The organism is Acidovorax radicis (assembly GCF_020510705.1).
GTDB lineage: Bacteria > Pseudomonadota > Gammaproteobacteria > Burkholderiales > Burkholderiaceae_C > Acidovorax > Acidovorax radicis_A.
In genome coordinates, this window is the sequence record NZ_CP075184.1 from 3,640,413 (window position 1) to 3,658,254 (window position 17,842).

A 17,842-nucleotide genomic window follows, 5' to 3' on the forward strand; every position below is an offset into this window, starting at 1 on the left:
ATAGAAAAATCAACAACTTACGAAGAAAACGCATCACACGCCGACGACCTAAAAAATCATACGCCGATGATGCAGCAGTACCAGGCCCTCAAGGCCGGGTACCCCGACACGCTTCTGTTCTATCGCATGGGTGATTTCTACGAGGTGTTCTACGCCGATGCCGAAAAGGCCGCGCGCCTGCTCGACATCACGCTCACCCAGCGCGGGCAGTCGGGTGGGCAGCCCGTGGTGATGGCGGGTGTGCCGTTTCATGCGCTCGAGAACTACCTCGCGCGCCTCATCAAGATGGGCGAATCGGTGGCCATTGCCGAGCAGGTGGGCGAAGTCGGCGCCGCCAAGGGCCCGGTGGAGCGCAAGGTAGTGCGTGTGGTCACCCCCGGCACGCTGACCGACACCGCGCTGCTGCCAGACAAAGCCGAATCGATGCTGCTGGCCGTGCACCAAGGGCCGCGCGCGCGCTGTGGCCTGGCCTGGCTGAGCGTGACACAAGGGCGCGTGTATCTGGCCGAGTGCGCACACGATGAACTGGGCGCGTGGCTGGCGCGCGTGGCGCCCAGCGAGGTGATCTACAGCGCGGGAGTGACCGAGCGCTTCGAGCAACAGTTGCAAGCGCTGCGCCAGGGGGGCGCCTTCACCGGCCCCATGAGCCTGCGGCCCGACTGGCAGTTTGACAGTGCCCTGGGCGAGCGCAAGCTGCTGGAGCACCTGGGCGCCGCCAGCCTGCAGGCCTGGGGCGCCCATGGGCTGGGCGAGGCCCACGCCGCCGCCGCCGCGCTGCTGCAATACGCCGAACACACCCAGGGCCGCGCGCTCACCCACGTGCACAGCGTGCAGGTGCAGCGCGGCGACGACCTGATCGACCTGCCCGCCACCACGCGCCGCAACCTGGAGCTGGTCAAGACCCTGCGTGGTGAAGACGCGCCCACCCTGTTTTCGCTGCTGGACACCTGCATGACTGGCATGGGCAGCCGGCTGCTCAAGGCCTGGCTACTGGAGCCCCAGCGCGACCGCACCGAGGCGCGCCGGCGCCTGTCGGCCACCACGGCATTGCGTGGGGCCGGGGGCGCAGGGGGTGGCTCGGGCCCCTGGGCGCAACTGCGCGGCGAACTCAAGGGCGTGAGTGATGTGGAACGCATCACCGCCCGCACTGCGCTGCGCCAGGTGCGCCCGCGTGAGTTGGTGGCATTGGGTATTACGCTACAAAAATCAGAGCTGCTTGCGCTTTCTGCACAAGCGCCAGAGCCCTATTTGGCTCAAATTTTTAGCCAACTGCAGCCCCCTGCCGGGTGCACCGACCTGCTGCAGCGCGCCATCGCGCCCGAGCCCGCCGCCCTGGTGCGTGACGGGGGCGTGATTGCCAACGGCTTTGACACCGAGCTGGATGAGCTGCGGGCCATCCAGACCAATTGCGACGGCTTTTTGCTGGACCTGGAGACCCGCGAGAAAGCCCGCACCGGCATCACCAACCTGCGGGTGCAATTCAACAAGGTGCATGGTTTTTATATCGAGGTCACCAGCAGCCATCTGGCCAACGTGCCCGACGATTACCGCCGCCGCCAGACGCTCAAGAACGCCGAGCGCTTCATCACGCCCGAACTCAAGGCCTTCGAAGACAAGGCCCTGTCGGCCAATGAGCGCGCCCTGGCGCGCGAAAAATGGCTGTACGAAAAAATTCTGGACGAATTGCAACCCCATGTGCCCGCCCTCACCCAGCTGGCGCAGGCCCTGGCGGCGCTGGATGTGCTGTGTGCGCTGGCAGAACGCTCGCTCACCCTGAACTGGTGCGCGCCGCAATTCACGCCCGAGCCATGTATCGAGATCGAGGCGGGCCGGCACCCGGTGGTCGAAGCCCGGCTGGCCGAAACCTCGCACGCCAGCTTCATCGCCAACCACACGCGCCTGAACACCAACAGCCGCATGCAGATCATCACCGGCCCCAACATGGGCGGTAAATCGACCTACATGCGGCAGGTGGCGCTCATCGTGCTGCTGGCGTGTATTGGTAGCCATGTGCCAGCGGCCAGCTGCCGCCTGGGGCCCATCGACGCCATCCACACCCGCATTGGCGCCGCCGACGACCTGGCCAATGCGCAATCGACCTTCATGCTCGAGATGACCGAGGCCGCGCAGATATTGCACGCCGCCACGCCCCACAGCCTGGTGCTGATGGACGAGATCGGCCGCGGCACCAGCACGTTTGACGGCCTGGCACTGGCCAGCGGCATTGCCACCCACCTGCACGACAAAACGCGCGCCTTCACGCTGTTTGCCACGCACTATTTCGAGCTGACGGAACTGCCCGCCAAGGCGCGCCACGCGATCAACATGCACGTGAGCGCCACCGAATCGGGCGCCGACATCGTCTTTCTGCACGAAATCCAGCCCGGCCCGGCCAGCCGCAGCTACGGTATCCAGGTGGCCAAGCTGGCGGGCATGCCCTCGCCCGTGCTGCACCACGCACGCCACGCGCTGGCGGCGCTGGAGACGCGGGCTGGCGAAGATGAATTGCAGGTGGACCTGTTCGCCACGCCCGAGGTGCCCGAGAGCGCAGGCGCCAGCCCGCTGGAAGCCGCGTTGGCAGGCATCAACCCCGATGTACTGAGCCCGCGTGAAGCGCTGGATGCGCTGTACCAGCTCAAGAAGATGGTGGGGGCTTGAGGCAACGCAACAGCCTTCCCGTCCCGCCTGCGCCTCAGCGGACTCACAACCCTATTCCATGACCCCCCAAGATTTCATCGCCAAATGGGGCGCGCCCGGTGGCGTGCCCGGCCCCGCCTACGCCCTCAACGAAGAGCAAGGCGCGCAAAGCCACTTTCTGGACCTGTGCAAACTGCTCGGCGTGCCCAAGCCTGGCAGCGCCGAGGGCTACCGGTTTGAAGAAAAGAGCGCCGTCATCGGCGGCAAGACGGGCTATGCCGACGTCTTCATGCGCGGCGTGTTTGCGTGGGAGAACAAGGCGCCGGGCAAAAACCTCGACACCGCGCTCAAGCAGCTGCTCACCTACAGCCTGGCCCTGTCCAACCCGCCGATTCTGGTGGTGTCTGACCGTCTCACCATTCGCATCCACACCCAGTTCACCGGCCACCCCAGTGCCACGCACGAAGTGCGCATTGCCGAGATGGACCAGCCAGCCAACCTGGCCCTGCTGCGCCGCATCTGGCTGGCGCCCGAGAGCTTCAAGCCCCGGCAGACCAACCGCGACATCACCGAAGCCGCCGCGCAAAGCTTTGCCGCCCTGGCCGAAGGTCTGCGCCACGCCCGGCGAAAGCATCACCGGCCAGCAACAGCACGCCAACCAGGTGGCGCACTTCCTCACGCAGTGCCTGTTCTGCTTTTTTGCGGAAGACGTGGGCCTGCTGCCTGGCCGCATGTTCGAGCGCCTGGTCAACAACCAGCAGGCCACGCCCGAGCGGCTGACCCAGGACCTCACGCAGCTCTTTGGCACCATGCAAAGCGGTGGCCTGTATGGCGTGGACGATATTCCGTGGTTCAACGGTGGCCTGTTCCAGACCATCGCCGTGCCGCCCCTCTCCGCGCCCGACCTGGCCGAACTGCGCCGCGCTGCCGACCTGAACTGGAGCGCCATTGACGTCTCCATCTTCGGCACGCTGTTCGAGCGCGGGCTCGACCCCGCCAAACGCAGCCAGCTGGGCGCGCACTACACGGACCCGGCGGACCTCCCGGATACCTTGGCTGAAGGAGATTCCAAGCCAAATCAGCCTCTAGCGCCCGTCCAGAAATCGCAAGCAGCTATCAAAATCATACCAACACGCCAGACAGCCACCGCCATCGCGCAGGCCGCGCAGCGCCTGAACACCCTGCGCCAGGCCTGGCTGAACCCGCCCGAGTGGACGGACACCGTGCCCGAGGTGGTGCTGCTGGGCCTGAGCGCATCACCCTACCCCGACCGCATCGTGCCCAAGCCAGGTTTTGAAAAAGAACTGGCCAAGCGCACGTTGACCAATCTCTACAACCAACGCCCCGCCTGGCTGGCCGCCGCCCACGCGCAGCTGGACGCCGCCGTCGCTGCGGCCTATGGTTGGGCCGGCTACACGGCGGACCTGCCTGATGATGAAATCCTGCGCCGCCTGCTGGCGCTGAACCTGCAACGCAGCACACCCACCGGAGCCTGATATGCGCGCACGCCCCGCCACCCCTGAAGAAATAGGAGACGGCGAAGACCGCCCCGTCGATCTGCACTCGCCCGAGGTGCCCGCAGGCGTGCGCGCCAAGGCACTGGCCATGGCCCAGCCGGGCGACGAACTGTGGCGCTGCCCGCGCCTGTCTGCACCACGCGGGGCGCTGGGCATTCTGGGCGTGGGCAAGCGCGATGTGGTGATCGAATGGTGGCTGCTGGATGCGCAGGGCGAGCTCATCGAGGCGTTCTGGGAGGCCTGATCTCGCGCCTTGTCCTAAACTCGCGGGGTCCCCACATCGCCCCACTCTTTCCTCATGACGTATTGCGTCGCCATCAAACTCAACGCCGGGCTGGTTTTCCTGTCCGATTCGCGCACCAACGCCGGCCTCGATCAGATCAGCTCTTTTCGCAAGATGATGATCTACGAAAAAGCGGGGGACCGCTTCATGGTGCTGTTGTCGGCCGGAAACCTGTCTATCTCCCAGTCCGTGCGCGAGATCCTGCAGACCGAGCAGATCAAGGACGGCGAAACCGGCGAGCCCATCACGATCTGGAACGCCAAAAGCATGTTCGACGCCGCCCGCGTGCTGGGCGCTGCCGTGCGCCATGTGCATGAGCGCGACGGCGCGGCACTCAAGCGCTCCGGTGTGGATTTCAACGTGTCGATGGCGTTCGGGGGCCAGATCAAGGGCGAAGGCATGCGCCTGTTTCAGGTGTATTCGGCCGGCAACTTCATCGAGGCCACCACCGAGACACCGTATTTTCAGGTGGGCGAATCCAAATACGGCAAGCCCGTGCTCGACCGCGTCATCTCCCCCGAGACCCCGCTGGACGAAGCCGCCAAATGTGCGCTGGTGTCGATGGACAGCACGCTCAAGTCCAACCTTTCGGTAGGGTTGCCGCTGGATCTGGTGGTCTATGAGGTCAACCGCTTTTCCAGCGACAAGGTGGTTTGTATTGACGAGAATAACCCGTATTTTCGAATGCTGCACGACAGCTGGGGCCAAAAGCTGCGCGAGGTGTTCGACAGCATCGAGGACCCGGCCTGGGGCGGCGGGGCGACCAATGTGCCCCTCATGGGCAACCCGGCGCGCAGCAAGCCGCTCAAGAAAATCACCACCCCCTTGGACAAGCTCATCTAAGACACTGAATCGTGAATCGCTTGGGCGCTTGAGCGCCTGACTGCGGAACCCGGCAGCACCGGCCACCGTGGGCGGCTGCGTTTTTTTCTTCTCCCCCACACCAGGTTTTTGTCGGTACGCACCATGCTTCCCATTGTTTTTTCGCACGCCAACAGTTTTCCGGCCAGCACCTACCGTGTGTTGTTCCAGCTTCTCAAAGACCGGGGGTTCGAGGTGAGTGCGGTAGAGCGTTACGGCCACGACGCCCGCTACCCGGTTACCAACAACTGGCCACACCTGGTGCAGCAACTTGCAGACTTCGCCAGCCCGCAAGTGGCTCGCCTGGGTGAACCGGTGTTTCTGGTGGGCCACTCGCTGGGGGGCTTTCTGAGCGTGATGGCAGCGGCACGGCACCCCGAACTGGTGCGGGGCGTGCTGCTGATGGATTCGCCTTTGCTGGGTGGGTGGAAAGCCAACGCCGTGGGGATGGCCAAGCGCACGCAGGTGGTGGGCTCCATCTCGCCAGGCAAGGTGAGCCGCCAGCGGCGTTTCAGCTGGGCCAGCAATGAGGAAGCGCTGGAGCACTTTCGCAAGAAAAAGGCTTTTGCCCACTGGAGCCCCGAGGTGCTGCTGGACTATGTCACCCATGGCCTGAAGGACGAAGACGGCAAACGTGTGCTGGGCTTCGACCGGGCGGTGGAGACTGCCATCTACAACACCCTGCCCCACAACCTGGGTAGCCTGCTCAGCAGCCACCCGCTGAAGTGCCCCGTGGCCTTTATCGGGGCGCTCGACTCCGAAGAGATGAAACAGGTGGGGATGGCGATGACGTTGCGCGTCACCAAAGGCCGCACGATGATGCTCGACGGCAGCCACCTTTTCCCCATGGAGCAGCCGATGACCACGGCAGCGGCCATCGAGGCGTCGCTGCTCAATCTGGCGGCCCTGACACCCCTCGGCACCTAGTGCCAGCACGTAGTGCCGACCAGTGACGCCAACCAGTAACGCTGACATGTAGCGCCGGACGGGTCCGCACAGCCGATGCGGCGGCGGGGGCAGACACAACCGCGCCGCCACAACACCCAAGGGCGCCATCCGTGCCAGGCGGTGTACCGTGCTCAGGGCAAACAGGGAGCTCGAAAAATCACGCGATCCCCTACACTGGGGAACTGTTACCGCGTGATACAAGCACAACAGCCCACCCTGCCCCGCCCGTGCTCGCTGAACGAGCGCGGGCATTGAACCTCCCATGTCTAACGCTCCCATTTCGGTCGCATGGCGTGCAATGCCAGCCACCTTGCGGCCATGGCTCGCGGCATGGCTGCTGCTGATCACGCTGTGCGGCGTGGCCAGCGCAGCGGCTGCCAAGCCGGTGGTGCTGCGCGACGACTCTCCATCCCACGAGGTCTGGTCGGCGGTCAGCGTGCTGGCAGATCCCAGCCGGGTGCTTTCCGTGCAAGACGCACTGACCCTGCTGCCACGCTTTCAGGCGCCGCCCGGCACCAGCGGCACGCTGGGTATCCGCACCGAGCCCGTGTGGATTCGCATTCCGGTGGTGGTGTCGCCCAGTTCCGACGGTTTGTGGATCCTGGACATCGATTACCCGGTACTCAACCGGGTCGAGGTGTACCTCACCACCGACGGCCACATAAGCCAACAGGCCACGCTGGGAAGCCTGCAGCCCTTCAGCCAACGCCCGCTTCGCAGCCGCTCACATGCCATCGCGCTCGATATGTCGTCCGGGCACGCGTATGACCTCTTGCTGCGGGTCGAAACACGGGGCGCCATGATCTTGCCGATCACCCTCAACAAACGCGCCACATGGCACAGCCAGGGGGTGGATGAACAAATGCTGCAGGGCATTCTGACCGGGCTGGCGCTGTGCCTGCTTATCTACAGCATTGCACAGTGGTTCAACCTGCGCGACGTGCTTTTCCTCCAATACGCGTTGCTCATCACGGGAAGCCTGCTTTTCTCACTGCATTTTTTTGGCTTGGGCACGCAGTACCTCTGGCGTGACGCACCCTGGGCAGAAATACACGCGGCGAGCCTTGCCGCGTTGACGGCCACCTGCGGCTCGTTTCTGTTCATCAGCCAGGCGCTGGCGGGGCACAGACTCCAAAGCCGCTTGCTGCGAACCATGCGTGCGGGCGCCGTGTTGTGCGTGGTGCTGGCCGTGGCGTATGCACTGGACCTGCTCAGCACGCCCACCATGGCAGCCATCGTCAGCATTCTGGGGCTTGTACCGGCGCTCATGGGCATTCCTGGGGCTGTTCATCGGGCTCGCCGTGGCGACGCCGTAGGCATGAGCCTGCTGCTGGCATGGCTGGTCTATTTTCTGGCGACCGCCACAGTGATCGGGATCATTCGCGGCTGGCTGCCGGTCAATTTCTGGACCCTGCATTCGTTCGAATTCGGTGCCACGGTAGACATGCCTCTTTTCATGCGGGTGCTCGGTTTGCGCACCAAGGCCCTGCGCCTCGCAGCCCTGGATGCGCACCGCGAACGCGATGTGATGCGCTCCCTGGCACACTCCGACGCCCTGACGGGATTGCCCAACCGGCGCGGCCTGAACATCGCGCTGACCTCGGCCCTGTCGCGCTGCAGCGCAGAGAAAATGCTCGCCGTCTATGTGATGGATCTGGACGGGTTCAAACCCGTCAATGACCAGCACGGCCACGATGTGGGCGATGCATTGCTGGTGGCCGTGGCCCGGCGGCTGCAAAGCCAGACACGCCAAAGCGACGTTGTGGCGCGCATCGGCGGCGATGAATTTGTGGTGATGGCCGGCCATCTGGGCAGTGCACAACAAGCGCAGGATCTCGGCCAGAAATTGCTGGAGGCTTTTCGCACGACTTTTCCGGTGGCCCACGTTCAGGTCACGGTGGGGCTCACCATTGGCTACGCCATCGCGCCCCAGGACAGCAACGACGCCATCGGCCTGCTCAAGCTGGCAGACGCCGCGATGTACAGCGGCAAACAGAACGGAAAATTTTGCGTGCGGCGCAATACCGGAGACCTGGCGCTTTCATCGACCTGAGGGTATTGCCTGGGCAAAGCGCCTGCTAACGACAGCAGCGATACGCTAGGCCGACGGAAATGGAATACCCGGTGGGCTCCACCGTGATGGGGCTGCGGCGGGCGTCGCCCTTCAATTGCGATACGCGCGCCGTCCCCAGAACCGCCCAGCGCCGATTGATGGCCGTCATGACCTCCACACCAGCATCCACGCTGGAAAGGCCCGCGCCTGCATCAAAGGCCGGCAAGGCAGTGGCCCCGCCGGCAGGCACGCCAAAATGGCTGCGCATATAGGTTCGATCACCAAAGGTGGCGCCCGCGCCGAATGTCACCTTGGTCTGATCGGTCACAGGCCATGTGTAGCCCACGCTGGTGGACAACTGCGCACCTCCATCGCGCCCCAGAATGTCTTGCGAGAGGCCCGCGCCCACGGACCAGCGTTGCGTCAGCGCATACCCTGCGCTCAACTTCGCACGCAGTGTGGACCGGACCGGGGGCAGTCCTTCCAGGATCTGCGCGTCCGAACCGTCACGGCCATTGTCGATGCGCAGAGAAGCGCTCAGGTGGAACCGGTCTCCCTCGGCCAGGGTGGCGCTGGCGCCTGATTCGATCGGACCCAAGCCATGCGCCATGAAGGCACTGCCTCGCGATGTACTCAGCCTGAAGCGTCCGTGCTCAATGGCCCATGCCGGCCGCAGGCTGGTCTTGTGCCCCGCGCCGCCTTCGTAGTCCGGGCCGGAACCCACGATGAAGCCCAATGCATAGTTGAACAGCGGTTTGGACGGATCTTGGGCGGCAGGCGAGTCCGCCGCATGCGCCGGTTGCCAGGAACAGACGCACGCGAGCGCAGTGGCAGTTAAAACGAGGCTGGCAAATGGAGCAGGACGGCGCATGGGCGCATTATCAGCCCGCCCACTGCACCCATCCAGTCCATGCCGTCACCAAAACGATGATCCCGAACACAATGCGGTAATACGCAAACGGCACAAAGTTATGGGTGCTGATGTAGCGCAACAGCCAACGCACGCACAACCAGGCGCTGAGGAAAGAAAAGACCAGCCCCGTGATGAACAAGGGAAGGTCCGCCATGGACAGCAGCGCGCGCTCTTTGTAGAGGCTGTAAACGCCCGCGCCGATCAGGGTGGGAATGGCCAGAAAAAAGGAAAAATCGGTGGCAGCCTGCCGCGACAGGCCCAGCAGCATGCCGCCAATGATGGTCGAGCCGCTGCGGCTGGTGCCCGGCACCATGGCCAGACACTGCACCAGGCCCACCTTGAGGGCATCCCATGGCGTCATCGCGTCCACGCTGTACACGCGGGTGGCGGCCGGCGGGCGTCGCTCGGCCCACAAAATAATGAAGCCCCCGACGATGAAGGTGCTGGCAACCACCACGGGGGTGAAAAGATGCGCCTTGATGGCTTTGCCAAACAACAGCCCCAAAACCACCGCGGGCACAAACCCGATCAGCACGTTGAGCGCAAACCGCTGGGCCTGGCGCTCCGTGGGCAGGGCCACCAGCGTGGCCCGGATTTTTGACCAATACACCAGAATCACGGCAAAGATGGCGCCGGTCTGGATGGCGATGTCAAACACCTTGGCCTTGGCATCGTCAAACCCCAACAACGAGCCCGCCAAAATCAGGTGCCCGGTAGAAGAAATAGGCAAAAACTCGGTCAGCCCTTCAACCACGCCCATGATGGCGGCCTTGACCAGCAATACAGCGTCCACGCGCGCTCCTAGAAAAATTTAAGCCAAATCGGCCTCCAGCGTTTGCACATCAAGCGCTGGCAGCTATCAAAACAGGAGTATAAGCTCACCCATGTCACGGCTCCTGCCATGGTGCTTGCCAACCCCCGCCCAGCGCCTGGATCAGCGCCACCACCGCGAGCTGCCGGTTCACCTGCAACTGCAAGAGCGACCGCTGTGCCGACAAGGCAGACGCCTGCGCCGTCACCACCTCGGTAAAACTCACCTGCCCTGCGCGATAGCGGTTGAGCAACTGCTGCGCCGTGCGCTCGGCGGCAGACACGGCTTGCAGCCGCAGGGGCTCCTGCTCTTGAAAGGTGCGCAATGTCGTGAGTTGGTCCTCCACCCCTTGAAAGGCGGTGAGCACCGTCTGGCGGTAAGTGGCCACCCGCACATCCCGCGCGGCTTGGGCCTGCTCCACCTTGGCCGCAGTGGCACCGGCATCAAACAAGGTCTGCGCCACCGACAACCCGAGCGACCACACGGCGTTGGATGCCTTGAACAGATCAGCCACGCTCGAGCCCGCGCTGCCCAGCGACGCAGTGAGCCCGATGGTGGGGAAATACGCAGACCGTTGAACGCCGATCTGCGCGTTGGCAGCCGCCACGGCACGCTCGGCCGATGCAATATCGGGCCGGCGCTGCAGCAATGCAGAGGGCACCCCCAGCGGCACATCGGGCACTGAGGCCACCCACTGCACCATGGACAGATCAAATGCGGCGGGCGCTTGCCCCGTGAGCACCGCCACGGCATGCTCGAAACGCGTGCGGTTTTGCCGAACCGTCGCCAGATCCGCTCGCGCATTGGCCAGCTGCGTTTGCGCCTGCAGCACATCCGTCTGTGCCACCACACCGGCGGCATAGCGGTTTTGGACGATTTGCAGGCTGCGTTCATAGCCCTCCACCGTGGAGCGCAGCAGTTCGCCCTCCGCATCGGCCTCGCGCAGCTGAAAATACGCCGACGCCAACGAGCCCACGGCCGACAGCCGGGCAGACGCCAGATCGGCTTCGCTGGCTTGCGCACTGGCCTGGGCATTGTTCACACTGCCCTCCAGACGCCCCCACAGATCGGGCGCCCAGTCCACACCCAGCGCGGCCTGGGTGCTGGTGCCAGAGCGGCTGGAACCATCCCCCCCCGCACGCGTTGCACTGCCCGACAGGCCAACGGACGGAAAAAACCCTGCACGCTCCTGACGCACCACCGCCTGGGCCTGGGCGTAGGCGGCCACGGCTGCCGCGATGTTCTGGTTGGACAGTTGCACCTGCTCGGCCAGACGGTTGAGCTCGGTGTCTCCGAACAGCTCCCACCATGCCCCCCGATCCAGCGCATCGGCCGGGGCAGCAGGTGCCCAGTTGACACCCGACTCTTTGAACGTGGCGGGCACGGGAAGATCTGGGCGCTGATACGAAGGGGCGGTCGAGCACGCCGACAAAAAGGCCATCGCAAGGCACAGCGGTGCCAGGCGTGCAGTGCGAGACCGGGGGCTGGGCATGGGGGAAGACGATGTCATGGTGCGCAAATCAGTGGGCCGCGCCGGGCGTTGCGGCGCGGCTCAGGTGTTTTTCATTGGGTGCGGGGCTGCGCAATTTGTCGAGCAACACATACACCACCGGGGTCGTCAGCAACGTCAACAGCTGGCTGGCCACGAGCCCGCCAATGATGGCAACGCCCAACGGTTGGCGCAGCTCGGAACCCTGGCCAAACCCGATGGCCAGCGGCAAGGCCCCCAGGGCTGCCGCCATCGTGGTCATGAGGATGGGGCGAAAACGCAGCAAACACGCCTCGCGCACCGCCTCCAGTGCCGTGATGCCACGCGAACGTTCGGCCTCCAGCGCAAAGTCAATGATCATGATGGCGTTCTTCTTGACGATACCGATCAGCAGGAAGACACCGATGAGGGCAATGATGGTGAATTGCATGTTGAATAACAGCAGCGCCAGCACAGCCCCCACTCCCGCCGAAGGCAAGGTGGTAAGCACCGTGATGGGGTGAATCAGGCTTTCGTACAGCACCCCCAGCACGATGTAGATCACCACGATGGCGGTGATGATCAGGAACAACTGCTGCCCTTGCGACTGCTGGGCACTCAGCGCAGTCCCCTGAAAACTTCCGCGCACATTGGTGGGCATGGCAATGTCGGCCTCGGCCTGCTCGATGACCTGGCGCGCCTGCCCCAGTGACGTGGTGGGGTCGATGTTGAACGAGATGGTGGTCGCCAGTTCGCCGTCCTGGTGGTTGATGGATGTGGGTGAAGCGCGCTCCACCACGTGTGCGATCGCACTGAGCGGCACCATGGTGGACGCCGCCGTGCTGATCACCTGCCCGGTGGATGCGCCGCGCTGGCCGGGGTTGGCAGCCGTGCCAGTGGTGCCTTTCGGGTTGGCCGCCACGTAGATGTCCTTGAGCGCTGGCGGGCCCAGCGCGTACTCGGGAGCCCATTCCATGATGACGGAATACTGATTGAGCTCTTCGTAAATGGTGGCCACCGAGCGTTGGCCAAAGGCGTTGTACAGCGCGTTGTCAACGGCGGCTGACGTCACGCCCAGGCGTGATGCACTGGCACGGTCCACTTCCACATAGGTCTCGACACCGTTCTCGGCCTGATCGGTATCCACATCCTGAAGCAAGGGTTCGTCCTTGAGACGATCCGACAGCTTGGTGGCCCATGTTTTAAGGTCGGCCAGGTTGTCGCTCTTGAGCGTGTACTGGTAGGTGGAATTGCTGGAGCGGCCACCCATGCGCAAATCCTGCACAGGGTTGAGAAACACGCGCAGGCCCGTGATCTGGTTGAGCTGCGGCCGCAGGCGCGCAATCACGGTGGGGGTGCTCTCGGTGCGCTGACCGGCCGGTTTGAGGTTCAAAAACATGAAGCCCCCGCCAGCGCGGCTGCCGCCAGAAAAACCCACCACGGTATCCACGGCCGGGTCTTTGCGAATGATGTCCACCGCCTGGCGCAGTTTGCGTGCCAGCGCATCCGACGAAATACTCTGGTCAGCACGCAGGCCCGCCGCCAATTGCCCGTTGTCCTGTTCCGGGAAATAGCCCTTGGGAATTTTGGCAAACAAGTACACGTTGAGCCCGATGACGGCCAGCAGGATCACCATGACCAGCGCCTTGCTCGCCAGCGCCCAGTCCAGGCTGCGCTCATAGCCACGCAGCACCCACTGGTAGCCCCGCTCCGCCCACCGCGCCGCGCGCGAGGGAGGCTTGACGTTGGCCGGGTCGTGCGCCGCAAGCAGCCAGGCACACATCATGGGTGTGGTGGTCAGCGAGATCACCAGCGAAATCATCACGGCTGCAGACAAGGTGATGGCGAACTCACGGAACAACCGCCCGACCTGCCCGTCCATGAACAGCAGCGGAATGAACACCGCCACCAGCGACAGGCTGATCGACAACACCGTGAAGCCCACCTCGCGTGCGCCTTGCAAGGCGGCCTGCATGCGATCCATGCCCGCCTCGATGTGGCGCATGGTGTTTTCCAGCACCACGATGGCATCGTCCACCACAAAACCCGTGGCCACCGTGAGTGCCATCAGGCTCAGGTTGTTCAGGCTGAAGCCCAGAAAATACATGACACCAAACGTGCCCAGCAGCGACACCACGGTCGCCACGGCCGGTATCACTGTGGCCCGCGCCTTGCGCAAAAACAGGCCCACCACCAGCACGACCAGCGCAATCGACACCATCAGTGTCAACTCAATCTCGTGCAGTGATGAGCGGATGGAGTTGGTGCTGTCAGAGGCCACGGCTACCTGAATGTCCTGCGGCAACTGCGCCTGCAGATCGGGCAGCAGCGCACGCACGGCATCCACGGTCTCGATGATGTTGGCCCCAGGCTGGCGCGTGATCAGCACGATGATGGCCGGATCGCCATTGAAAAGTCCCAGCGTGCGGCGGTTCTCCACCCCGTCTTCCACCCGCGCCACGTCGCCCAGACGCACCGCTGCATTGTTGCGCCAGGCCACGACGAGCGACGCATATTCGGCCGCCTTGCGCGCGGGCGACGGTGTGTAGATCTGCAGGCGGCGGCCCTCGCCTTCGATGGCGCCTTTGGGTCGATTGGCATTCGAGGCCTGGATGGCGGCACGCACGTCTTCGGCGCTGATGCCATAGCGGTTGAGGGCAAACGGCAAGAGCTCCACCCGCACGGCAGGCAGCGAGCCCCCGCCAATTTCAACGTCTCCCACGCCATCCACCTGCGACAGCCGCTGGCTGACCACGTTGGACACCGCGTCGTACACCTCGCCGGGTGTGCGTGTCTTGGAGGTCAGCGCCAGGATGATGACGGGCGATGCGGCCGAATTGCGCTTGCGGTAGGTGGGGTTGCTGCGCAGCGTGGCGGGAAGGTCGGCACGCGCGGCGTTGATGGCGGCCTGCACCTCACGCGCGGCAGCATCGATATTGCGGCTCAGATCGAACTGCAGGCTCACACGCGCCGAGCCGTTGGAGCTGCTCGATGTCATTTCGTTGACACCGGCAATCACCCCCAGGCGGCGCTCCAGCGGCGTGGCCACGCTGCTGGCCATGGTCTCGGGGCTGGCGCCCGACAGACTGGCCGACACCGAAATCGCCGGGTAATCCACCTGGGGCAAAGGCGACACTGGCAGCACAAAAAAGGCGGCGATGCCCGCCAGTGCCACGCCAACGGTGAGTAGAACGGTGGCAACGGGCCGCTCGACAAAGGGGCGGGACAGGTTCACGGCACTTCCCCACCCGCCACGGGCGCCGCAGCGGTGCCCCGGCCCGTCCAGCGTCGGCCCAGGCGGTCAAACGCCAGGTAGATCACCGGCGTGGTGAACAGCGTGAGCATCTGGCTCAGGATCAGCCCCCCGAAAATGGCCAGCCCCAGCGGGCGGCGCAGCTCGGCACCGTCGCCCCAGCCCAGCATCAGCGGCAGCGCCGCAAACAGCGCCGCCAGCGTGGTCATCAGGATGGGCCGGAAGCGCAGCAACGCCGCCTGGTGGATCGCCTGCTGCGGGCCCATGCCCTGGTGGCGCTCCGCATCGATGGCGAAGTCGATCATCATGATCGCGTTCTTCTTGACGATGCCAATCAGCAAGATGATGCCGATGATGCCAATCACGCCCAGGTCATTGCCGGTGACCATGAGCGCAAGCAGGGCGCCAACGCCCGCCGAAGGCAGGGTAGACAGAATGGTCACCGGGTGGATGTAGCTCTCGTACAGCACCCCCAGCACGATGTAAACACAGACCATGGCGGCCAAAATGAGCCACAGCTGGCTGGACAGCGATTTTTCATACGCCCCGGCGGCCCCCAGAAACTCCATCGACAGCCCCTGGGGCATGCCAATGTCCTTGGCGGCTGCGCGAATGGCGTCCACGGCCGTGCCCAGCGATACCCCTTCAGCCTTGTCGAAACCCAGCGTGGCCGACGGATATTGCGCGACACGTGTCACCTGCAGCGGCGCCAGTTGTTCGCGAATGGTGGCGACCGCCGCCAGCGGGGTGGGCGAGCCCGAGCCTGTGCGCAATTGCAGCGTACCCAGTGCCTCGGGGGTATTGAGTTGCTCCTGCTGCGCCTCCAGGATGACCCGGTACTGGTTGGTCTCTGTGAAGATGGTGGACACGATGCGCTGGCCAAAAGCGCTGTACAACGTGTCATCCACCGCACTGGCAGTGACCGCCAGGCGCGACGCCGTGTTGCGGTCGATGTCGACAAAAGCCGACAACCCCTGTGCCCCCGCATCGGTGGTGGCGTTGCGCACTTTGGGCTCGCTTTGCAGGCGGGCCACCAATTGATGTGTCCAGTCGTTGACCTGCTTCGAATCCACACCACCAATAGAGACGCGGTATTCCGTGGGGCCCGATTCCGCATCAATGGTCAGATCCTGCGTGGGCTGCAGATACAGCGTGACGCCTGCGACAGACCGCACACGCTCGCGCAGGCGCTGCATGATGGTTTCTTGCGCATCCCGCTGGGGTTTGAGGTTGATGAGCAGCCGCCCCGCATTGAGCATGGTGTTGTTGGCCGCGTCCACCCCCGCAAACGAGCTGAGCGACTGCACGTCCGGGTCCTGCAGGATGGCGCGCACGGCGGCCATCTGCAGCTCGCCCATGCGGGCATAAGAGACATCTTGCGACGCCTCGATACGCGCCTGCAGCTGCCCCGTGTCCTGTGTGGGAAAAAGCCCTTTGGGAATCACCACATACAGCAAGGCGGTGAGCGCCAGGGTGAGCACGGCCACCACCAACGTGATGCCCTGGTGGCGCAACACCCACTGCAACCAGCGGTCATACCTCGCAATCACCCGCTCAAACCCCTTGTTGATACGGCCTGCCACGCCCGTGGGGCCACCCACAGGCTCGGGGCGCAACCAGCGTGCCGCCATCATGGGCACCAGCGTGAGCGACACCACGCCCGAGATCAGGATGGTGATCGCAAGCGTCACGGCGAACTCCCGAAACAGCCGCCCCACCACGTCGCTCATGAACAGCAACGGAATCAGCACGGCAATCAGCGACACCGTCAGGGAAATGATCGTGAAACCGATCTGCGTGGCGCCCTTCATGGCGGCTTGAAACGGGGGCTCGCCTTCTTCCAGATAACGCGCGATGTTTTCGATCATCACGATGGCGTCGTCCACCACAAACCCCGTGGCAATGGTCAGCGCCATCAGGCTCAGGTTGTTGAGGCTGTAGCCCAACAGGTACATCACGCCACAGGTGCCGATCAACGAAATGGGGACGGCCAGGCTCGCGATCACCGTGGCGCGCAGGCTGTGCAGAAAAAAGAAAATCACCAGCACCACCATGAGCACAGCAAGCGCCAGCTCCATCTCGACGTGTTCCACCGACGAGCGAATACCCTTGGTGCGATCCGACAGCACCTGCACCTTGAGCGACGCCGGCAGCCCCGCCTGCAGCTCGGGCAGCAGTTTCTTGATGCTGTCCACGGTGGCAATCACGTTGGCGCCCGGCTGCCGCTGCACGTTGAGGATGATGGCCGGTGTCTCGTTGGCCCAGGCGCCCAGGCGGTTGTTCTCGGCACTGTCCACCACGCGCGCCACTTCGAGCATGCGCACCGGGGCACCGTTGCGCCACGAGACAATCAGATTCTTGTAGTCCTCGGCCGTGAGGAGTTGGTCGTTGGCATTGATGGTGTACGACCGCTGCGGCCCGTCAAAGCTGCCCTTGGCACTGTTGGCATTGGCCGCCGTGATGGCTGTGCGCAGGGTATCGAGGCCAATGCCATACGACGCGAGCGCCTTGGTGTCGGCCTGGATGCGCACCGCAGGACGTTGCCCGCCCGCCAGCGACACCAGCCCCACACCGCTGACCTGGCTGATCTTCTGCGCCACGCGCGTGTTGACCAGGTTCTGCACTTCGGTCAGGGGCAGCGTGTCGGAGCTGACGGCCAGCGTCAGCACCGGGGCATCGGCGGGGTTGACCTTGGCGTACACCGGGGGGGCGGGCAGGTCGGCCGGCAACAGCGAGGTGCCGGCATTGATGGCCGCCTGCACTTCCTGCTCGGCCACGTCCAGCGCCAGCCCCAGGCCGAACTGCAAGGTGACGATGGACACGCCCGAGGCACTGGTGGATGCCATGCGTTCGAGCCCGGGCATCTGCCCAAACTGCCGCTCCAGTGGTGCACTCACCGTGCGGCTCATCACCTCGGGGCTGGCCCCGGGGTACAGGGTCTGCACCTGGATGGTGGGGTAGTCCACCTCGGGCAAGGCCGACAGCGGCAGGAAACGAAAACCCACCAGACCGGCCAGCACGATCGCCACCATCAGCAGCGCGGTGGCCACAGGCCTTTCAATGAACGGACGCGAAGGACTCATGCTGAAAGCCCGCGC

At 64.3% G+C, this 17,842-nt stretch carries 11 protein-coding genes and 1 pseudogene; 7 read left to right on the forward strand and 5 right to left on the reverse strand.

Annotation, left to right across the window (positions count from 1 at the left end):
* The first annotated feature begins 66 nt into the window (after window positions 1–66).
* The 7 genes and pseudogenes from mutS to KI609_RS22970 all read left to right on the forward strand — a co-directional run bounded on the left by mutS (window position 67) and on the right by KI609_RS22970 (window position 8,299).
* Window positions 67–2,658: a DNA mismatch repair protein MutS gene (gene mutS, locus KI609_RS16660; RefSeq protein ID WP_226444682.1), complete on the forward strand. Its 2,592-nt coding sequence runs from the start codon at window positions 67–69 to the stop codon at window positions 2,656–2,658.
* Between the two features lie 58 nt (window positions 2,659–2,716).
* Window positions 2,717–3,196 (forward strand): annotated as a pseudogene (locus KI609_RS23070) (type IIL restriction-modification enzyme MmeI); the annotation flags it as partial.
* A gap of 31 nt (window positions 3,197–3,227) precedes the next feature.
* Complete coding sequence (locus KI609_RS16670; protein ID WP_226444684.1) at window positions 3,228–4,133, forward strand: type IIL restriction-modification enzyme MmeI; 906 nt, start codon at window positions 3,228–3,230, stop codon at window positions 4,131–4,133.
* A gap of 1 nt (window position 4,134) precedes the next feature.
* Window positions 4,135–4,398 carry a hypothetical protein gene (locus tag KI609_RS16675; protein WP_226444685.1) on the forward strand — a complete coding sequence of 88 codons (264 nt, stop codon included), beginning with the start codon at window positions 4,135–4,137 and terminating at the stop codon, window positions 4,396–4,398.
* Window positions 4,399–4,452: 54 nt separating this feature from the next.
* Window positions 4,453–5,280 (forward strand): proteasome-type protease, encoded by an 828-nt coding sequence (locus KI609_RS16680; RefSeq protein ID WP_226444686.1) that lies wholly within the window; start codon window positions 4,453–4,455, stop codon window positions 5,278–5,280.
* Window positions 5,281–5,403: 123 nt separating this feature from the next.
* Window positions 5,404–6,225 carry an alpha/beta fold hydrolase gene (locus tag KI609_RS16685; RefSeq protein ID WP_226444687.1) on the forward strand — a complete coding sequence of 274 codons (822 nt, stop codon included), beginning with the start codon at window positions 5,404–5,406 and terminating at the stop codon, window positions 6,223–6,225.
* Between the two features lie 283 nt (window positions 6,226–6,508).
* Entirely contained in the window at window positions 6,509–8,299 is a 1,791-nt protein-coding gene (locus KI609_RS22970) for a diguanylate cyclase (RefSeq protein ID WP_319003112.1), read from the forward strand.
* Between the two features lie 25 nt (window positions 8,300–8,324).
* Here the strand turns inward: KI609_RS22970 and KI609_RS16700 are convergent, their stop codons facing one another.
* The 5 genes from KI609_RS16700 to KI609_RS16720 all read right to left on the reverse strand — a co-directional run bounded on the left by KI609_RS16700 (window position 8,325) and on the right by KI609_RS16720 (window position 17,827).
* The gene (locus tag KI609_RS16700; RefSeq protein WP_226444688.1) at window positions 8,325–9,170 is read right to left on the reverse strand and encodes a MipA/OmpV family protein; all 846 of its coding nucleotides are present in this window, start codon (window positions 9,168–9,170) and stop codon (window positions 8,325–8,327) included.
* A gap of 10 nt (window positions 9,171–9,180) precedes the next feature.
* Window positions 9,181–10,005 (reverse strand): undecaprenyl-diphosphate phosphatase, encoded by an 825-nt coding sequence (locus KI609_RS16705; protein WP_226444689.1) that lies wholly within the window; start codon window positions 10,003–10,005, stop codon window positions 9,181–9,183.
* A gap of 94 nt (window positions 10,006–10,099) precedes the next feature.
* A complete protein-coding gene (locus tag KI609_RS16710) occupies window positions 10,100–11,533 on the reverse strand; it encodes an efflux transporter outer membrane subunit (protein ID WP_413463332.1) in 1,434 nt (477 codons plus the stop codon).
* A 10-nt stretch (window positions 11,534–11,543) separates the two neighbouring features.
* Window positions 11,544–14,726 carry an efflux RND transporter permease subunit gene (locus KI609_RS16715; protein WP_226444690.1) on the reverse strand — a complete coding sequence of 1,061 codons (3,183 nt, stop codon included), beginning with the start codon at window positions 14,724–14,726 and terminating at the stop codon, window positions 11,544–11,546.
* Window positions 14,723–17,827, reverse strand: coding sequence for an efflux RND transporter permease subunit (locus KI609_RS16720; RefSeq protein WP_226444691.1), 3,105 nt, complete (start codon window positions 17,825–17,827; stop codon window positions 14,723–14,725). The genes KI609_RS16715 and KI609_RS16720 overlap by 4 nt, the downstream gene beginning before the upstream one ends.
* Window positions 17,828–17,842 lie beyond the last annotated feature (15 nt).